The following is a 16,097-nucleotide window of genomic DNA, read 5'->3' on the forward strand; positions in this document are numbered from 1 at the left end:
CATGACTGCTGCTACTGCCACCAGCACTGGCACGGGCCGCGTCGTCCGGGTGCTCGGCCCGGTCGTGGACGTCGAGTTCCCGCGTGACCAGGTGCCGGACCTGAACAACGCTCTGACCGCCGAGATCACGGCCGAGAGCATGGCCAAGACGCTGACGCTCGAGGTCGCCCAGCACCTGGGTGACAGCGTCGTGCGCACCGTCTCCATGCAGCCCACCCAGGGCCTCGTCCGCGGCGTGAACGTCGTGGACAGCGGCTCGGCGATCTCCGTCCCGGTCGGCGACAAGGTCAAGGGCCACGTGTGGAACGCGCTGGGCCACTGCCTGGACGAGCCGGGCTACGGCTCGGACGCCGAGCGCTGGGAGATCCACCGCAAGGCCCCGGCCTTCGACCAGCTCGAGGGCAAGACCGAGGTGCTGGAGACCGGCATCAAGGTGATCGACCTGCTCACCCCGTACGTGCAGGGTGGCAAGATCGGTCTGTTCGGTGGTGCCGGTGTCGGCAAGACCGTTCTGATCCAGGAGATGATCCGCCGAGTCGCCAAGAACTTCGGTGGTACCTCCGTGTTCGCCGGTGTCGGCGAGCGCACCCGTGAGGGCAACGACCTCTGGGTGGAGATGGACGAGTCGGGCGTTCTGGCCGACACCGCGCTGGTGTTCGGTCAGATGGACGAGCCGCCGGGCACCCGTATGCGCGTGGCGCTGTCCGCTCTGACGATGGCGGAATACTTCCGCGACGTCCAGAACCAGGACGTGCTGCTGTTCATCGACAACATCTTCCGGTTCACCCAGGCCGGCCAGGAGGTCTCGACCCTGCTGGGCCGCATGCCTTCGGCCGTGGGTTACCAGCCGACGCTGGCCGACGAGATGGGTGAGCTGCAGGAGCGCATCACCTCCACGCGTGGTCGTTCGATCACCTCGATGCAGGCGATCTACGTGCCGGCGGACGACTACACCGACCCGGCCCCGGCGACGACCTTCGCCCACCTGGACGCGACGACGGAGCTCTCCCGTCCGATCTCCCAGATGGGCATCTACCCGGCGGTCGACCCGCTGACCTCCAGCTCCACCATCCTCGACCCGTCGGTCGTGGGTGATGAGCACTACCGCGTGGCCCAGGAGGTCAAGCGGATCCTGCAGAAGTACAAGGAGCTGCAGGACATCATCGCCATCCTCGGTATGGACGAGCTGTCCGAAGAGGACAAGGTGACGGTGCAGCGGGCGCGTCGCATCCAGCGCTACCTGTCGCAGAACTTCTTCGTCGCGAAGCAGTTCACCGGCCAGGAGGGCTCCTTCGTTTCGGTGAAGGAGACCATCGAGGCCTTCGACAAGCTGTGCAAGGGCGACTTCGACCACTACCCGGAGCAGGCGTTCCTGTCCATCGGTGGTCTCGACGACCTCGAGCAGGCGTACAAGAAGCTCACCGAGCAGTGATCTGCCACCCCGCTTGCAAGCCTGGCGGGGTGTGGTGAAAACCGGCGAGCGGGGTCGGGGCCCGACGGGTCCCGACCCCCTTTGCCACTAGGCATTTTCAGCCCGGCCAGTCAAGATCGCCCTGGTGGCGTTGGCTAGACTGCGGGCACACACCCGACAAAGGAGACGCGCGTGGCCAACATGTCCGTCCAACTGGTCGCCGTCGAGCGCCTGCTGTGGTCCGGGGAGGCGACCGCGGTCGTCGCGCAGACCACCGAGGGAGAGATCGGCATCCTGCCGGGCCACGAACCGCTGCTCGGTCAGCTGGTCGAGGGTGGCGTCGTGCGCATCACCACCACCGACAAGGAGACCGTGACCGCTGCGGTCCACGGTGGCTTCCTCTCGGTGACCGGTGCCGGCGTGAGCGTGCTCGCGGAGTCCGCGGAGCTGGCGCAGGAGATCGACGTGGCGCAGGCTCGCCAGGACGTCAAGAGCGACGACGAGCTGGCCAGAACGCAGGCGACAGCCCGATTGCGAGCAGCGGGCCACACGGACTGATCGGGCCAGCATGGGTTCGCCGGTCGTGTTGCTCGTCGTAGCGTTCGCGCTGCTGCTGCTCGCCGCTCTCGCGGTGGGGCTGCTGGCCTGGCGACGAGTGCGCGAACTGCGGGTCGGAGGCATCGACGTGGCGCTGCGCGCCACCGATGGCAAAGGACGCGGCTGGCAGCTGGGTGTGGCGCACTACCGGGGCGAGGAATTCGCCTGGTACCGCATCCTGAGCCTTCGCTCCGGCCCGAACTGGGTGATCAACCGGCGAACCGTGGACATCGCCCAGCGACGTGAACCCTCGGTCGCGGAGGCGTACGCGATGCCGAGCGGCTCCACGGTCCTGGACCTCACCGGACCGGACCTGGAGCTGGCGATGAACAGCGACGCGCTGACCGGCTTCCTGTCCTGGCTCGAATCGGCACCACCGGGACATTCGGTGCCGTGGGCGTCCTGAACGCCCGACGATCAACAGCGGGGTCCGACCACGGGCCCCGCTTTTTCGTGCCCTCGGGGCGGAGCATGGGAACCTTCCTGCCACTTCTGCCGCACGTGGTGGCAGGAAGGTTCCCATGCTCGCGACGGCGCGGGTGGCGTTGGACGGTTCGGGTTGCCGAGACTGGTTCTCGTGACCGAGAACCTCACGATCAGGCCGGAACCCTTCGAGAGCTCTGATGCCCAGCGTGCGCTCGCTCAGTACGTCGCTGAGCTGGCGGAGCGCTTTCCGGAGGGATTCGATCCGGGTACGGGCGTACCGCCTGCTGAGGACGATTTCGCGCCGCCGAAGGGCGTGTTCCTGCTGGTGCGGTTCGCCGGCGAGGTCATGGGATGCGGTGGGCTGCGGACGGAGCCCGACGGCACCGGTGAGATCAAGCGGATGTGGATCTCGCCGGCCTTGCGGGGCAAGGGAGCCGGTCGCGCACTGCTGACCAGCCTGGAAGATCATGCGCGCCGCATGGGGTGCACGCGGGTGCGGCTGGACACCGCGGCCGAGCTGGGCGAGGCCCAGGCCATGTACGCCAAGGCCGGCTACGTCTCGATCCCGGCCTACAACGACAACCCCTACGCCGCGCACTGGTTCGAGAAAACCCTTCGATGACCAGGGGCGCAGCCGATTACGCTGCGAGCGTGCGCATCGAGACCGTCGGCTACGACCACCCCGATTCCCAGCGGCTGATCGAGGCTCTGCAGCAGGAGTACGTCGAGCGCTACGGGGAGCAGGACATCACGCCGGTCGACCCGGCGGAGTTCTCCCAGCCCTGCGGCCTGTTCCTGCTGGGTTACCTGGGCGAGGAAGCGGTGGCGTCCGGTGGTTGGCGGGTGCACGACACCGCTGAGGTGGGGTTTCGGGACGGCGACGCGGAACTCAAGCGCATGTACGTCGTGCCCGCTCAGCGCGGCAATGGACGGTCCCGGCGGATGCTCGCCGAGCTGGAGTCCACTGCCGCGCTGGCCGGCTGCAAGCGGTTGGTGCTGGAGACCGGCACCAAGCAGCCCGAAGCCATCGGGCTCTACCTCTCATGCGGGTACGAGCCGATCGAGAACTTCGGTGTCTACCGGTGCGACCCGCACAGCCGCTGCTACGGCAAGGAGCTCTAGGCGTTGCCGCCCGGCTTCCACAGCACGTCTCCGTCAGGGTTGGCGACCCTGGACATGATGAACAGCAGGTCGGAGAGCCGGTTGAGGTACTTCGCGGGCAACGGCGACGTGCGCTCGGAGTCGGCGTCCTGCAGCGCCCAGGCGGACCGTTCGGCGCGGCGAGCCACGCAGCGCGCCTGGTGCAGCAGCGCGGCACCCGGGGTGCCGCCGGGCAGGATGAACGAGTCGAGCTTGCCCAGCCGGGCGTTGAACTCATCGCACCAGCCTTCGAGCCGGTCGATGTAGGCCTGGGTGACCCGCAGCGGCGGGTACTCGGGGTTCTCCACGACGGGTGTGGACAGGTCCGCACCGACGTCGAACAGATCGTTCTGCACGGCGCGCAGCGCGGTCACGACGTCGTCGGCGAGTTCAGCGGTGGCCAGGGCCACGCCCAGCACGGAGTTCGTCTCGTCCACGTCGGCGTAGGCGACCAGGCGCGGATCGGTCTTGTGAACCTTCGAGTTGTCCGACAACCGCGTGGTGCCCGCGTCCCCGGCCCGCGTGTAGATCTTCGTCAGGTGGACTGCCATGCCCACAGCCTAGGCGTGCCCGCCGTCGGAGGAAGCTGGCAGGAAGGTTCCCTCGCACCACATGCACCGCTGCGGCACCGTAGGTGACATGAAGGCTTCCCGCACGTCCACCCGGTGGGAGGAAGGTTCCCTCACGAGCTCGTGACCCGCCCCGATGCGCCATGGGCAGGGGCCGTAACCTCGAACCTCGTGAGTGAGCACTTCCGGGTACGCGGCGGAGCGCGCCTCGTCGGCGCGGTGGACGTGGTGGGGGCGAAGAACAGCGTCCTCAAGCTGATGGCCGCTGCGCTGCTTGCCGAAGGCACGACGACGATCGTGAACTGTCCCGAGATCTTGGACGTTCCGCTGATGGCCGACGTGCTGCGCAGCCTGGGCTGCGAGGTGACCATCGACGGCGGCACGGCGCGCATCACCACGCCGTCGACGATCAGCCACGAGGCGATCTCGCCGTCGATGGGGAAGCTGCGCGCCTCGGTGTGCGTGCTGGGGCCGCTCGTGGCGCGCTGCCGCCGTGCCGTGGTGACCCTTCCCGGTGGTGACGCGATCGGTTCCCGTCCGCTGGACATGCACCAGAACGGGCTGCGCAAGCTGGGCGCGACCAGTCACATCGAGCACGGTGCGGTGGTCGCCGAGGCCGAAAACCTGCAGGGCGCGCAGATCTGGCTGGATTTCCCGAGCGTGGGCGCCACCGAAAACATCCTGATGGCCGCGGTGCTGGCCGAGGGGACCACGGTCATCGACAACGCGGCGCGCGAACCGGAGATCGTCGACCTCTGCGTGATGCTCCAGCAGATGGGCGCCAAGATCGAGGGCGCGGGAACCTCCACCTTGACCGTGCACGGCGTCACCGCGATGCGAGCGGTGGAGCACCGCGTGATCGGTGACCGGATCGTCGGTGCGACCTGGGCGTTCGCCGCCGCTGCCACTCGTGGCGACATCACGGTCAACGGGGTCGACCCGCAGCACACCAACCTGATGCTGGAAAAGCTGCGCAGCGCGGGTGCGGAGGTGACCACCGGTGAGGAGAGCTTCCGGGTGGTCATGCCGGACCGCCCGAAGGCCGTGGACTACGTGACCTTGCCCTTCCCGGGCTTCCCGACGGACCTTCAGCCGATGGCGCTGGCCTTGTCCGCCGTCGCTGACGGCACTTCGATGATCACCGAGAACCTGTTCGAGTCGCGGTTCCGGTTCATCGAGGAACTGGTGCGGATGGGCGCGGACGCGCGCACCGACGGCCACCACGCGGTGGTGCGCGGTATGGAGCGTTTGTCCAGCGCGCCGGTGTGGGCGACGGACATCCGCGCCGGCGTGGGCCTCGTGCTGGCGGGGTTGTGCGCCGACGGCGACACCGAGGTGTGGGACGTCTTCCACATCGACCGCGGATACCCGAACTTCGTGGAGAACCTCCGCGGGCTGGGCGCCGACATCGAGCGCGTCGCGGACTGATCTTCGTCATCTGTGGCCGGTGGTCCCGATTCGTCCGGGGGCACCGGCCACAGATGTTCCCGGGGCCGCGGGAGTGCCGGGGACCATGATCATCGGTGCCGGTCCGGGTGGCTAAAGTCCTTCGCGGACCAGGTGAGAAGCCGGAAAGGGAACCGATGAGCACCACCACGCGGGTCGGCCGCATCATGACCTTCACCGCGAAACCCGGCCGGGGCGACGAACTCGCCACGATCATGATGCAGGTGGCGGAGGGCTTGCGCGGATCGCTGGGTTGCCAGCTCTACCTGGTCAGCCGTGACGTGGAAGCGCCCGACACGGTGCGCGTCGTCGAAGCGTGGACCGATTTCGCCAGTGCGGACGCGGCCCTGGCCACCACCGTGGCCACGCGACCCGACATCGACCTCAACGACGTGCTGGGCATGCTCGCCGAACCGCCGGAGCAGATCGACCTGAACGCTCTCGGCGGCGTCGGCCTGTGAGTCAGGTGCCGCGGCGTTCGCGCAGCAGGAGCAGGGCGTAGGCGGCGATGGACTGGGCGTCGGTGACCTCGCCGGCGGCGATCATCTTCTCGAACTCGGTTCGGCTGAACCACGCTGTGCGCATGTCCTGCTCCTCGTGCTCGCGTTCGTGCGTGCCCTCGGTGAGCCCGGTGGCGAGGAACACCCGCCCGCGCTGGCTGGACATGCCGGGCGCGACGTCGAGCAGCCCCAGGTCCAGCATGTTCGCCGCGCGCAGCCCCGTCTCCTCGCGCAGCTCGCGGGCCGCGAGCTCACCGGCCTCGACGTCCGCCCGGTCGGGCGCGGTGCCCTGCGGGAACTCCCAGCGGCGCATGCCCAGCGGGTAGCGGAACTGCTCGACGAGGTGCAGCCGATCGCCATCGAGGGGGATGACCAGGGCGTAGTCCGGTTTGTCGATGACCCCGTAGATCCCGGCGGTTCCGTCGTCGCGCCGGACGCCGTCCTCGCGCACCGCCATCCACGGATTCGCGTACACCTCGCGGCTGCTGGTCTGCTCCATGCGCCCCATCCTGCCGCCCAGGGGGCGCCGGAGGTGAGCATGGGAACCTTCCTGCCACGCCGAGCCCGCGCAGTGCCTGGTGAGGGCTTCGGCGGGTGGAAGGTTCCCTTACTCCGCCGCGCGGTTGAGCTGCGACTTCCGGCGGCCGTAGCCGAAGTACACGACGAGCCCGATGGCCGTCCAGATCGCGAAGGTCAGCCAGGTGACCGCGTCCAGGCCGGTGATCAGGTACGCGCACAGCGCGAGGCCGAGCAGCGGGACGAACGGCATCAGCGGGGTGCGGAAGCTGCGCGGGAGCTCGGGACGGGTCCGCCGCAGCACCACGACGCCGATGTTGACCAGGCCGAACGCGACCAGGGTGCCGATGCTGGTGGCTTCGGCGAGCTGGTTGAGCGGTACGACGGCTGCCAGCAGTGCCACGAGGATTCCCACCAACGCGGTGTTGCGGGCCGGAACCGACCGGCGGTTGACCCGCGAGAGCATCCGCGGGACGAGGCCGTCGCGCGACATGGCCACCAGGATCCGGGTCTGGCCGTAGAGCACGGTGAGCACGACCGAGGCGATCGCGATGACCGCTCCCAGCGCGAGCACGACCGCGGGCCAGTCCTGGCCGGTGACGGTGCGCAGCGCGGTGGCCAGCGACGCGTCGGACTCGCCCAGCGCGCCGGCTCCGACCGCTGCGACCGCGGCGAAGGCCACCAGCACGTAGATCGTGGTGACGATGATCAGCGACAGGATGATGGCCCTCGGCAGGTCGCGCTTGGGGTTGCGCGCCTCCTCACCTGCGGTGGAGGCGGCGTCGAAGCCGATGAAGGAGAAGAACACCGCGGAGGCGCCGACCGAGATGCCGGCGATCCCGGCGGGGGCGAACGGGGTCAGGTTCCCGGAGTTGAACGCGGTGAAGGCCACCGCCACGAAGAACACGAGCACGGCGATCTTGAGCACCGTGGTGACGGTCGTGGCCCAGGCGCTCTCGCGCACGCCGAGCAGCAGCACGCCGGTGGCCAGCAGCACGACGACGGCGGCGGGCACGTTGACGACGCCGCCCTCACCTGGGGGCGCGGCGAGTGCCTCGGGGATGGTCACGCCGATGGTGCCCTGCAGGAACTCGTTGAGGTAGCCGCCCCAGCCGACCGCGACGGCGGCGACGGACACCCCGTACTCCAGCAGCAGGCACCAGCCGCAGATCCAGGCGATGATCTCGCCGAGGGTCGCGTAGGTGTAGGAGTAGGCGGATCCGGACACGGGGACGCTGCCCGCCAGTTCCGCGTAGGACAGCGCCGAGCACAGCGCGGCCAGCCCGGCCAGCACGAACGAGACCACGACAGCCGGACCGGCGGCCGGGGCGGCCTCGGCGAGCACCACGAAGATGCCGGTTCCCAGCGTCGCGCCCACCGACAGGGCCACCAGCGGCACCAGGCCGAGGGTGCGGTTCAGCTCGCTGTGGGAGCCCTCGATGGCGAGCCGTTCGGCGGGTTTGACGCGGAGCAGACTGCGGGCGAAAGACACGAGCGGTAACGGTAACTCCGGTGGTGGGAAGGGGTGCGGCGCGGGTCCCGACCGGGTGCGGGTCGTTGATCACCCGTGGGGGTGCTCGACATCGATGGTCACGCCCGTACTCTGTGCCGGGTGCGACTTGTGATTGCCCGCTGCCAGGTGGACTACGTCGGTCGTCTCACCGCGCACCTGCCGATGGCGCAGCGACTGCTGCTGGTGAAGGCCGACGGTTCGGTGTCGGTGCACTCCGACGACCGCGCCTACAAGCCGTTGAACTGGATGAGCCCGCCGTGCTGGCTCATCGAGGATCCCGACGTGTGGACGGTGCAGAACAAGGCCGGCGAGAAGCTGGTGATCACGGTCGACGAGGTGCTGCACGACTCCAAGCACGAGCTGGGCGTCGAGCCGGGTTTGGTCAAGGACGGCGTCGAGGCGCACCTGCAGGAGTTGCTCGCCGAGCACGTGACGACCCTGGGTGAGGGCTGGTCGCTGGTTCGCCGGGAGTTCCCGACCGCGATCGGGCCGGTCGACCTGATGTGCCGGGATGACGGTGGGAAGAGCGTCGCGGTCGAGATCAAGCGTCGCGGTGAGATCGATGGTGTCGAGCAGCTGACGCGCTACCTGGAGCTGCTCAACCGCGATCCGCTGCTCGCCCCGGTCGCGGGCGTGTTCGCGGCCCAGCAGATCAAACCGCAGGCGCGGACGCTGGCCGAGGACCGTGGTATCCGCTGCGTGGTCCTGGACTACGACAAGCTGCGCGGCATCGAGCCCGACGAGTACTGCCTGTTCTGAGCGCGGCGGTGCCTGGGGTGACAGGAAGGTTCCCAGGCTTCGAAGGGGCGGCCGCAGGCGGTTCTGCGCGTCCGCACCTGGCTTCCGGAATCCGGGCCGATGATTCCTGCCCGTGAACTGCGGTGATGGCCGAAGAATGTTCGGCATCGCATGACGCATTCGGAGCATCACCGACCGTCGCCGACCACAAGCCGACCTTGAGCGGAATTGGATCGAATGGGGCGGTGACAGGAATGTTCCCACCATTCCCGTTCCCGCCGTCGCGAACCGTCGGCGGTGAGTTCCGCGCCGGATGACGGGACGCTTTCGGCAGCGGGAGTGACAGAAAGGTTCCCGTGCACGCGAGCGAGGGGTCAGCGGCGTGCGTGACCGTTGCAGTCGCAAGGATGCAGGCGGGGAGTGGACAGCGGCGCGAGCATCGCCGACAGCTGGTGGAGCAGCCCTTCGGGTCGGCGGTCCGCTGATGCCGCGTCGCCGTCGGGGCTGGATTCGTCGATCGGGTCTTCCGCGAGTGCGGCGCTGATCGCCAGATCGATCCGGGCGTTCACGGTTCCTCCCCGCAGCGTCGCGAATGCATTCTGTGACCATACCGTCACGGTGCGTCGAAATAGTCGGGGGAGCGCGTATATCACTCGCTTGGCCCCGCTCGCTCACGGGGTGCACACGCGTACGACCGGAAAGTCCCCTGCGTGACGTCAGTCGGCGGACGTTCCGTGATCGATTTAGTGTCTTCTCCAACGAATTGATATCGGCTTACGGCTGCCGCCTCATCTGTGCGGTACTGTCCGACCGCTATCGCGAATGTGGTGGTTCTCGTTTGACTTTGTTGGGTCTGTGGGAGGTGGGGCGGCAGTGCTGCTAGCCCAAGGTCAGCTACTCGACGCGAACGGCGTCGACTACGCGTTGTTGGCGCTGTATTTCGCGTTCGTACTGGGGATCGGCTGGCTGGCGAGGCGGGCCGTTTCAACCAGCCTGGACTTCTTCCTCTCCGGGCGCGCTCTGCCCGCATGGGTGACGGGTCTGGCGTTCATCTCGGCGAACCTCGGCGCGATCGAAATCATCGGCATGTCGGCCAACGGTGCCGAATACGGCATGCCGACGATGCACTACTTCTGGATCGGTGCGGTCCCGGCCATGCTGTTCCTCGGCGTGGTCATGATGCCGTTCTACTACGGCTCCAAGGTCCGAAGCGTTCCCGAATTCATGCTCCGGCGATTCGGCAAGGCCGCTCACCTGGTCAACGGCATTTCCTTCGCCCTGGCCCAGGTGCTCATCGCCGGTGTGAACCTGTACCTGCTGGCCAGCATCGTCAACGCGCTGCTGGGCTGGCCGCTGTGGGTGTCGGTGCTCGTCGCCGCGCTGATCGTGCTCTCCTACACCGCGCTGGGCGGCCTGTCCGCCGCCATCTACAACGAGGTGCTGCAGTTCTTCGTGATCGTCGCGGCACTGCTGCCGCTGACCATCGTCGGTCTGGTCAAGGTCGGCGGTGTGCAGGGCCTGGTCGACAAGGTCACCGCGAGCAAGGGCGGCGCCGAGCAGCTGACCGCCTGGCCGGGTGCTGAGCTGACCGGCTTCAGCAACCCCATCCTCAGCGTCATCGGCATGATCTTCGGTCTCGGCTTCGTGCTGTCCTTCGGTTACTGGACCACCAACTTCGTCGAGGTCCAGCGCGCGATGGCCTCCAAGTCGATGTCGGCCGCGCAGCGGACCCCGATCATCGGCGCCTTCCCGAAGATGTTCATCCCCTTCATCGTGATCATCCCCGGCATGATCGCCGCGGTGATCATCCCGGAGATGACCAACTACAAGCTCACCGAGCAGGGTCCGTACGACTACAACGACGCGATCCTGCTGATGATGCGAGACCTGCTGCCCAACGGCATCCTCGGCATCGCGCTGGCTGGTCTGCTCGCGTCCTTCATGGCCGGTATGGCCGCCAACCTGTCGTCGTTCAACACGGTGTTCACCTACGACATCTGGCAGGCGTACGTCGTCAAGGACAAGCCGGACAACTACTACCTGCAGATGGGTCGCTGGGTCACCGTCGGCGCCACCTTCGCGGCCGTGGGCACGGCGTTCATCGCCTCCGGCTACGAGAACCTGATGGACTACCTCCAGCAGCTGTTCTCGTTCTTCAACGCACCGCTGTTCGCGACGTTCATCCTGGGCATGTTCTGGAAGCGGATGACCGCGCACGCCGGTTGGTCCGGTCTGGTGCTGGGTACGGCCTCGGCCATCACGGTCTACGCTCTGTCCGAGACCGGGGTGCTGGACCTGCCTGGTCAGGGTGCGAGCTTCGTCGGTGCCGGTGTTGCGTTCGTCGTCGACGTGATCGTCAGCGTCGTCGTCTCGCTGGCCACCAAGCCCAAGACCGATGAGCAGCTGGTCGGTCTGGTCTGGGGCCTGACGCCGAAGGAGGACCTGAAGGCGTCCACCACCGGTGAGGACTCCGGCTGGTACCGGCGTCCGGGCCTGCTGGCCGGTATCGCGCTGATCCTGATCATCGCCCTCAACATCATCTTCGGCTGAGCCAGGACTGGGAGGAAATCTCATGGCTAGTGGAGGTTCGGGGCACAGCGCTGGTGCCTTCGACATTCGCACGGTGATCGCGCTGCTGTTCGGCATCTACGGAGTCGTGCTCGTCGTGCTCGGCTTCATCCAGCCGCAGGCCGAGATCGACAAGGCCGCAGGACTCAACATCAACCTGTGGGCCGGCCTCGGCATGGTGGTGTTCGCGGCGGTGTTCGTCCTGTGGGCTCGCCTGCGTCCGATCACGGTTCCCGACGACGTCGAAGGCGGCACCGCCGCCGAATGACGTGAGAATCGACCGGGGCGGCGTCCGCACTTCACGGTGCGGGCGCCGTTTCGCATTTCGATACCGATTCTGCGGTTACGGTCCCAGTTCCAAGATCGTCTGGCTACCGTGTCGGCAATGCGCAGCTGTCAAGTGGACCAGCGCGCAACGCTGCGTGTCCAGCACATGAGTCGGGCGGTACAGGACGGTTCTTTCCCGACTCGGTATTTCGTAGGCTGCACGTTGACAATGAACGTCGTAATGGTGGGAGGCCGGCCATGACCCAGACCGCCCGTGGGAACGTCGAAGAGATCGCCAGCGCGCGGTTCGAGACGTTCCAGTCGATCGACCCGCGCACCGGTGAGGTGGTGGGCGAGCATCCGATCCACGATGCGGAGGCGGTCGAGAACGAGGTCGCGGCGGCGCGCGAGGCGCAGTCGGCGTGGGATGAGCTCGGCTTCTCCGGCCGCAGGCAGCATCTCGACCGCTGGCGGAAACTGCTGGTCAAACGCCTCGACGAGCTCGCGGGCGTGGTATGCGCGGAGACCGGCAAGCCGCTGGAGGACGCCAAGCTCGAACTCGTGCTGGTCATCGATCACCTCGCGTGGGCTACCTCCAACGCCGAGAAGGTCCTCAAGCGGCGCAAGGTCTCGCCCGGCGTGCTGATGTCCAACCAGACCGCCACGGTCGAATACCTCCCCTATGGCGTCGTCGGTGTCATCGGCCCCTGGAACTACCCGGCCTTCACGCCGATGGGCTCGATCGCCTACGCGCTGGCCGCGGGCAACGCCGTGGTGTTCAAGCCCAGCGAACTCACCCCTGGAGTGGGGGAGTGGCTGGTCAAGAGCTTCGCCGAGGCCGTGCCGGAGCACCCGGTGTTCCGCCTCGTGACCGGCTTCGGGCAGACCGGCGCAGCGCTGTGCCAGGCCGGTGTGAACAAGGTGGCCTTCACCGGATCCACCGCCACGGGCAAGCGCGTGATGGCCTCGTGCGCGGAGAACCTGGTCCCGGTGCTGGTCGAGTGCGGCGGCAAGGACGCCTTGATCGTCGACTCCGACGCGGACCTGGCCGCGGCCGCCGACGCCGCGGTGTGGGGCGCGATGTCCAACGCAGGTCAGACCTGCATCGGCGTGGAGCGCGTCTACGTGCACGACGCCGTGGCCGACCGGTTCCTGAAGATGGTCAGCGACCGCGCCGCCAAGCTGCGCCCGGGCGGCGAGCCGGGTGCCGACTTCGGTCCCATCACGATGGCCTCGCAGGTCAACATCATCCGTGACCACATCGACGACGCGATCAAGCGCGGCGGTCGTGCGGTGGTCGGCGGACGCGACTCGGTGCGCCCGCCGTTCGTCGAACCCGTGGTGATCGCCGACGTCCCCGAGGACTCGAACGCCATCACCGAGGAGACCTTCGGCCCGACGCTGGTCGTGCAGCGGGTCCGCGACGTGGACGAGGCCGTCGCCCACGCCAACGCCACCAAGTACGGGCTCGGCGCCACCGTGTTCTCCCGCGCCCGAGGCATGGAACTGGCCCGCCGGCTGCGCAGCGGCATGGTCGCGGTCAACTCGGTGATCGCCTTCGCCGGCGTGCCCGCTCTGCCGTTCGGCGGCGTCGGCGACTCGGGCTTCGGCCGGATCCACGGAGCCGATGGCCTGCGCGAGTTCGCCCGCCCGCAGTCGGTGACCCGCACCAAGTTCAAGATCCCGCTCAACCCGATGAGCTTCGCCCGCCCCAAGGGAACCGTTGGCACGGTCGTCAAGCTCATCAAGGTGATGCGCGGCCGCTGAGCGGATCCAGTCCACCACGGTCGGTGTTTTGGCTTGCGCCAGTGGTGACAGGAAGGTTCCCTTGCTCGCATCCCCCGGTGTTCGCCAGGGGGATGCGCGCGGGCGCACGTCCCGGGCAGAGTTGACCGCGCACGGTTGATCGCGTCGAGCCTCGGTGGTTTCGGCGGCGGGAGCGCAGGCGAGGAGGCCAACGGGTGAAGAAGATCATCAACGAGCCGGCGGACGTGGTCGCCGAGGCGTTGCGGGGTGTGGCCGCGGCGCACCCGGAGCTGCTTCGGGTGCAGACCGATCCGGCGGTGATCGTCCGCGCTGACGCACCGGTGACCGGCAAGGTCGCGGTCGTCTCCGGCGGTGGGTCCGGCCACGAGCCGCTGCACGGCGGTTTCGTCGGCTCGGGAATGCTCGCCGCGGCCGTTCCGGGCGCGGTGTTCACCTCGCCCACTCCTGACGCGGTGCAGGCGGCCATCACGGCCACCCACGGTGGAGCCGGGGCGCTGCTGGTGGTCAAGAACTACACCGGCGACGTGCTCAACTTCGAGACCGCAGCCGAGCTCGCGGCCATCGAGGACGTCGACGTGCGCAGCGTGATCGTCGACGACGACGTCGCGGTCAAGGACTCCACGCACACCGCAGGTCGCCGCGGGGTGGGCGGCACTCTGATGGTGGAGAAGATCGTCGGTGCCGCCGCCGAGCGCGGAGCGAGCCTCGACGAGTGCGAGACGCTCGCCCGCAAGGTCGTCTCCCAGGTGCGTTCGATGGGCATGGCGCTGACCGCACCCACCGTTCCGCACGCCGGTCAGCCCAGCTTCGAACTCGCCCCTGACGAGATGGAGATCGGCATCGGCATCCACGGCGAGCCCGGCCGCGCCCGCGTGCCGATGGGCACTGCCGACGAGATCGTGGCGCAGCTGCTCGACCCGATCCTGGAAGACCTGCCCTTCGCCGAAGGCGACGACGTCCTGCTGTTCACCAACTCGATGGGCGGCACCCCGCAGCTGGAGCTCTACCTCGCGCACGGCATCGCCGAGCGGCTGCTGGCCGAACGCGGCATCACCGTCCGCCGGCGCCTCGTCGGGCCGTACGTGACCAGCTTGGAGATGCAGGGCATGAGCCTGACGCTGCTGAAACTGGACGACGAGCTCACCGAGCTCTGGGACGCGCCGGTGCACACCGCCGCGCTGCACTGGTGAGGAGGAGTCCCGGAATGGGTTGCACCGCACAGGACATCATCGCCGCGCTCAGGGCGGGCGCCGCCGTGGTCGCCGAGCACCGCGACGAGCTGATCCAGCTGGACCGGGAGATCGGCGACGCCGACCACGGCGAGAACATGGACCGGGGATTCCGCGCCGTCATCGCGAAGATCGACACCTCGGAGCCCGAAACCCCGGCTGCCGCGCTGAAACTCGCCGCGACGGTTCTCATCTCGACGGTCGGTGGAGCATCCGGCCCCCTCTACGGCACGGCGTTCCTGCGCGCGGCGTCCGCGGTCGGTGACGAAGAGGAACTCGACGCGGGCGCTGTAGCGAAGGCCCTGCAGTCCGGAATGGAGGGCGTCGTCGCGCGCGGGCGCGCCGAGGTCGGTGACAAGACGATGATCGACGCTCTTTCACCCGCGGTCGACGCCGCCAAGAACACCGCCGAATCCGGGGGTGACAGCGCCAAGGTGCTGGCCGCGGCCGCCGAAGCCGCGCACCAGGGCGCGCAGGCGACCGAACCGCTCGTGGCCCGCAAGGGCCGCGCCTCGTACCTGGGCGAGCGCAGCGCCGGACACATCGACCCAGGGGCGCGTTCCACCGCGCTGCTGTTGACCGCATTCGCCGAAGCCGCAGGAGCCCGAGCATGAGCGTCGGACTGGTCATCGTTTCGCACAGCTCCGGTCTGGCCGAGGGGGTAGTCGAGCTCGCCACGCAGATGGCGCCCGAGGTGCGCATCGTCCCGGCGGGTGGCCTGCCGGACGGTGCGATCGGCACCGACTTCGAGAAGGTCTCGGCCGCGCTGTCCGACGCCGACTCCGGTGCGGGTGCGGTCGTGCTGTTCGACCTCGGCAGCGCGCAGATGGTCGCCGATCTGGCGGTGGAAACCCTCGGAGACCCCGACAGCGCTCTGGTCGTCGACGCCCCGCTGGTCGAGGGAGCCGTTGCCGCAGCCGTTTCGGCTCAAGGCGGCAACGACATGAAGACCGTGGCGCGAGCGGCCGAAAGTGCCCGTGGCAGCGCGGAAGCACCGGCGGCTGAACCCGCCGGTGCTGAAACGGACTCCACCGACCAGGTCACCAGGGAGCTGGAGCTGACCAACGACGTCGGACTGCACGCCCGTCCCGCCGCCCTGCTGTCCCGCAGCCTCACCGGTCTGCAGGCCACGGTCAAGGTCGCATTGGGCGACAAGCAGGCCGACGCGTTCAGCGTCCTCGGCCTCATGGGGTTGGGCGCGCGCAAGGGCGACCGGATCACCCTGCTGGCCAACGGTCCCGACGCCGTCCAGGCCGTCGAGCGCATCATCGACCTAGCCGATCGAGACTTCGACGAATAGCCGCTGACCCGTGGAGGGGAACCTTCCTGCCACCGCTGGTGACAGGAAGGTTCCCCTCCACGCAGGATCGAACGGTGTCGGTGACTGCGTTCCAAGGTCATCGGGGGCTA

The 16,097-nt window shown here is 68.2% G+C and carries 18 protein-coding genes; 14 read left to right on the forward strand and 4 right to left on the reverse strand.

The window, feature by feature from the left end; genetic code table 11:
* Window position 1 precedes the first annotated feature (1 nt).
* The 5 genes from atpD (at window position 2) to AB0J78_RS27930 (ending at window position 3,556) form a co-directional block, all read left to right on the forward strand.
* Complete coding sequence (atpD, locus tag AB0J78_RS27910) at window positions 2–1,432, forward strand: F0F1 ATP synthase subunit beta (RefSeq protein ID WP_132618887.1); 1,431 nt, start codon at window positions 2–4, stop codon at window positions 1,430–1,432.
* A gap of 171 nt (window positions 1,433–1,603) precedes the next feature.
* Window positions 1,604–1,969, forward strand: coding sequence for a F0F1 ATP synthase subunit epsilon (locus AB0J78_RS27915; protein ID WP_363794061.1), 366 nt, complete (start codon window positions 1,604–1,606; stop codon window positions 1,967–1,969).
* A 10-nt stretch (window positions 1,970–1,979) separates the two neighbouring features.
* Entirely contained in the window at window positions 1,980–2,414 is a 435-nt protein-coding gene (locus AB0J78_RS27920; protein ID WP_132672355.1) for a DUF2550 domain-containing protein, read from the forward strand.
* 171 nt (window positions 2,415–2,585) lie between these two features.
* On the forward strand, window positions 2,586–3,056 hold the full coding sequence (locus tag AB0J78_RS27925) for a GNAT family N-acetyltransferase (protein ID WP_363794063.1): 471 nt from the start codon (window positions 2,586–2,588) through the stop codon (window positions 3,054–3,056).
* A gap of 29 nt (window positions 3,057–3,085) precedes the next feature.
* Window positions 3,086–3,556, forward strand: coding sequence for a GNAT family N-acetyltransferase (locus AB0J78_RS27930; protein ID WP_363794065.1), 471 nt, complete (start codon window positions 3,086–3,088; stop codon window positions 3,554–3,556).
* On the opposite strand, the gene AB0J78_RS27935 is transcribed toward AB0J78_RS27930, so the two are convergent.
* Window positions 3,553–4,125: a cob(I)yrinic acid a,c-diamide adenosyltransferase gene (locus AB0J78_RS27935; protein ID WP_363794067.1), complete on the reverse strand. Its 573-nt coding sequence runs from the start codon at window positions 4,123–4,125 to the stop codon at window positions 3,553–3,555. The genes AB0J78_RS27930 and AB0J78_RS27935 overlap by 4 nt on opposite strands.
* A gap of 189 nt (window positions 4,126–4,314) precedes the next feature.
* Here AB0J78_RS27935 and murA point away from each other — a divergent pair, with 189 nt between their 5' ends.
* Complete coding sequence (murA, locus tag AB0J78_RS27940; protein ID WP_363794069.1) at window positions 4,315–5,571, forward strand: UDP-N-acetylglucosamine 1-carboxyvinyltransferase; 1,257 nt, start codon at window positions 4,315–4,317, stop codon at window positions 5,569–5,571.
* Window positions 5,572–5,726: 155 nt separating this feature from the next.
* Window positions 5,727–6,050: an antibiotic biosynthesis monooxygenase gene (locus AB0J78_RS27945; RefSeq protein WP_132680254.1), complete on the forward strand. Its 324-nt coding sequence runs from the start codon at window positions 5,727–5,729 to the stop codon at window positions 6,048–6,050.
* Window position 6,051: 1 nt separating this feature from the next.
* Here the strand turns inward: AB0J78_RS27945 and AB0J78_RS27950 are convergent, their stop codons facing one another.
* Window positions 6,052–6,588 carry an NUDIX hydrolase gene (locus tag AB0J78_RS27950; RefSeq protein ID WP_363794071.1) on the reverse strand — a complete coding sequence of 179 codons (537 nt, stop codon included), beginning with the start codon at window positions 6,586–6,588 and terminating at the stop codon, window positions 6,052–6,054.
* A 108-nt stretch (window positions 6,589–6,696) separates the two neighbouring features.
* Entirely contained in the window at window positions 6,697–8,097 is a 1,401-nt protein-coding gene (locus AB0J78_RS27955; RefSeq protein WP_363794073.1) for an amino acid permease, read from the reverse strand.
* A 120-nt stretch (window positions 8,098–8,217) separates the two neighbouring features.
* On the opposite strand from AB0J78_RS27955, the gene nucS reads away from it, so the two are divergent.
* A complete protein-coding gene (nucS, locus tag AB0J78_RS27960) occupies window positions 8,218–8,877 on the forward strand; it encodes an endonuclease NucS (protein ID WP_363794075.1) in 660 nt (219 codons plus the stop codon).
* Between the two features lie 353 nt (window positions 8,878–9,230).
* Here the strand turns inward: nucS and AB0J78_RS27965 are convergent, their stop codons facing one another.
* On the reverse strand, window positions 9,231–9,425 hold the full coding sequence (locus AB0J78_RS27965) for a hypothetical protein (protein WP_363794077.1): 195 nt from the start codon (window positions 9,423–9,425) through the stop codon (window positions 9,231–9,233).
* A gap of 307 nt (window positions 9,426–9,732) precedes the next feature.
* Between AB0J78_RS27965 and AB0J78_RS27970 the strand changes: the two genes are divergently transcribed.
* From AB0J78_RS27970 to dhaM, 6 genes are all read left to right on the forward strand, one after another.
* On the forward strand, window positions 9,733–11,406 hold the full coding sequence (locus tag AB0J78_RS27970; protein ID WP_363794171.1) for a sodium:solute symporter family protein: 1,674 nt from the start codon (window positions 9,733–9,735) through the stop codon (window positions 11,404–11,406).
* A 22-nt stretch (window positions 11,407–11,428) separates the two neighbouring features.
* Window positions 11,429–11,692 (forward strand): hypothetical protein, encoded by a 264-nt coding sequence (locus tag AB0J78_RS27975; protein ID WP_132680248.1) that lies wholly within the window; start codon window positions 11,429–11,431, stop codon window positions 11,690–11,692.
* Window positions 11,693–11,949: 257 nt separating this feature from the next.
* Window positions 11,950–13,458, forward strand: coding sequence for an aldehyde dehydrogenase family protein (locus AB0J78_RS27980; RefSeq protein ID WP_363794079.1), 1,509 nt, complete (start codon window positions 11,950–11,952; stop codon window positions 13,456–13,458).
* 194 nt (window positions 13,459–13,652) lie between these two features.
* Entirely contained in the window at window positions 13,653–14,648 is a 996-nt protein-coding gene (gene dhaK / locus AB0J78_RS27985; protein WP_363794081.1) for a dihydroxyacetone kinase subunit DhaK, read from the forward strand.
* Window positions 14,649–14,662: 14 nt separating this feature from the next.
* The gene (gene dhaL, locus AB0J78_RS27990; protein WP_363794083.1) at window positions 14,663–15,301 is read left to right on the forward strand and encodes a dihydroxyacetone kinase subunit DhaL; all 639 of its coding nucleotides are present in this window, start codon (window positions 14,663–14,665) and stop codon (window positions 15,299–15,301) included.
* Window positions 15,298–15,987 carry a dihydroxyacetone kinase phosphoryl donor subunit DhaM gene (dhaM, locus tag AB0J78_RS27995; protein ID WP_363794085.1) on the forward strand — a complete coding sequence of 230 codons (690 nt, stop codon included), beginning with the start codon at window positions 15,298–15,300 and terminating at the stop codon, window positions 15,985–15,987. Before dhaL ends, dhaM begins: the two co-directional genes overlap by 4 nt.
* The last annotated feature ends 110 nt before the right edge of the window (window positions 15,988–16,097 follow it).

Origin of the sequence: Saccharopolyspora sp. NPDC049426 (assembly GCF_040676935.1) — a bacterium.
Classification (GTDB): domain Bacteria; phylum Actinomycetota; class Actinomycetes; order Mycobacteriales; family Pseudonocardiaceae; genus Saccharopolyspora.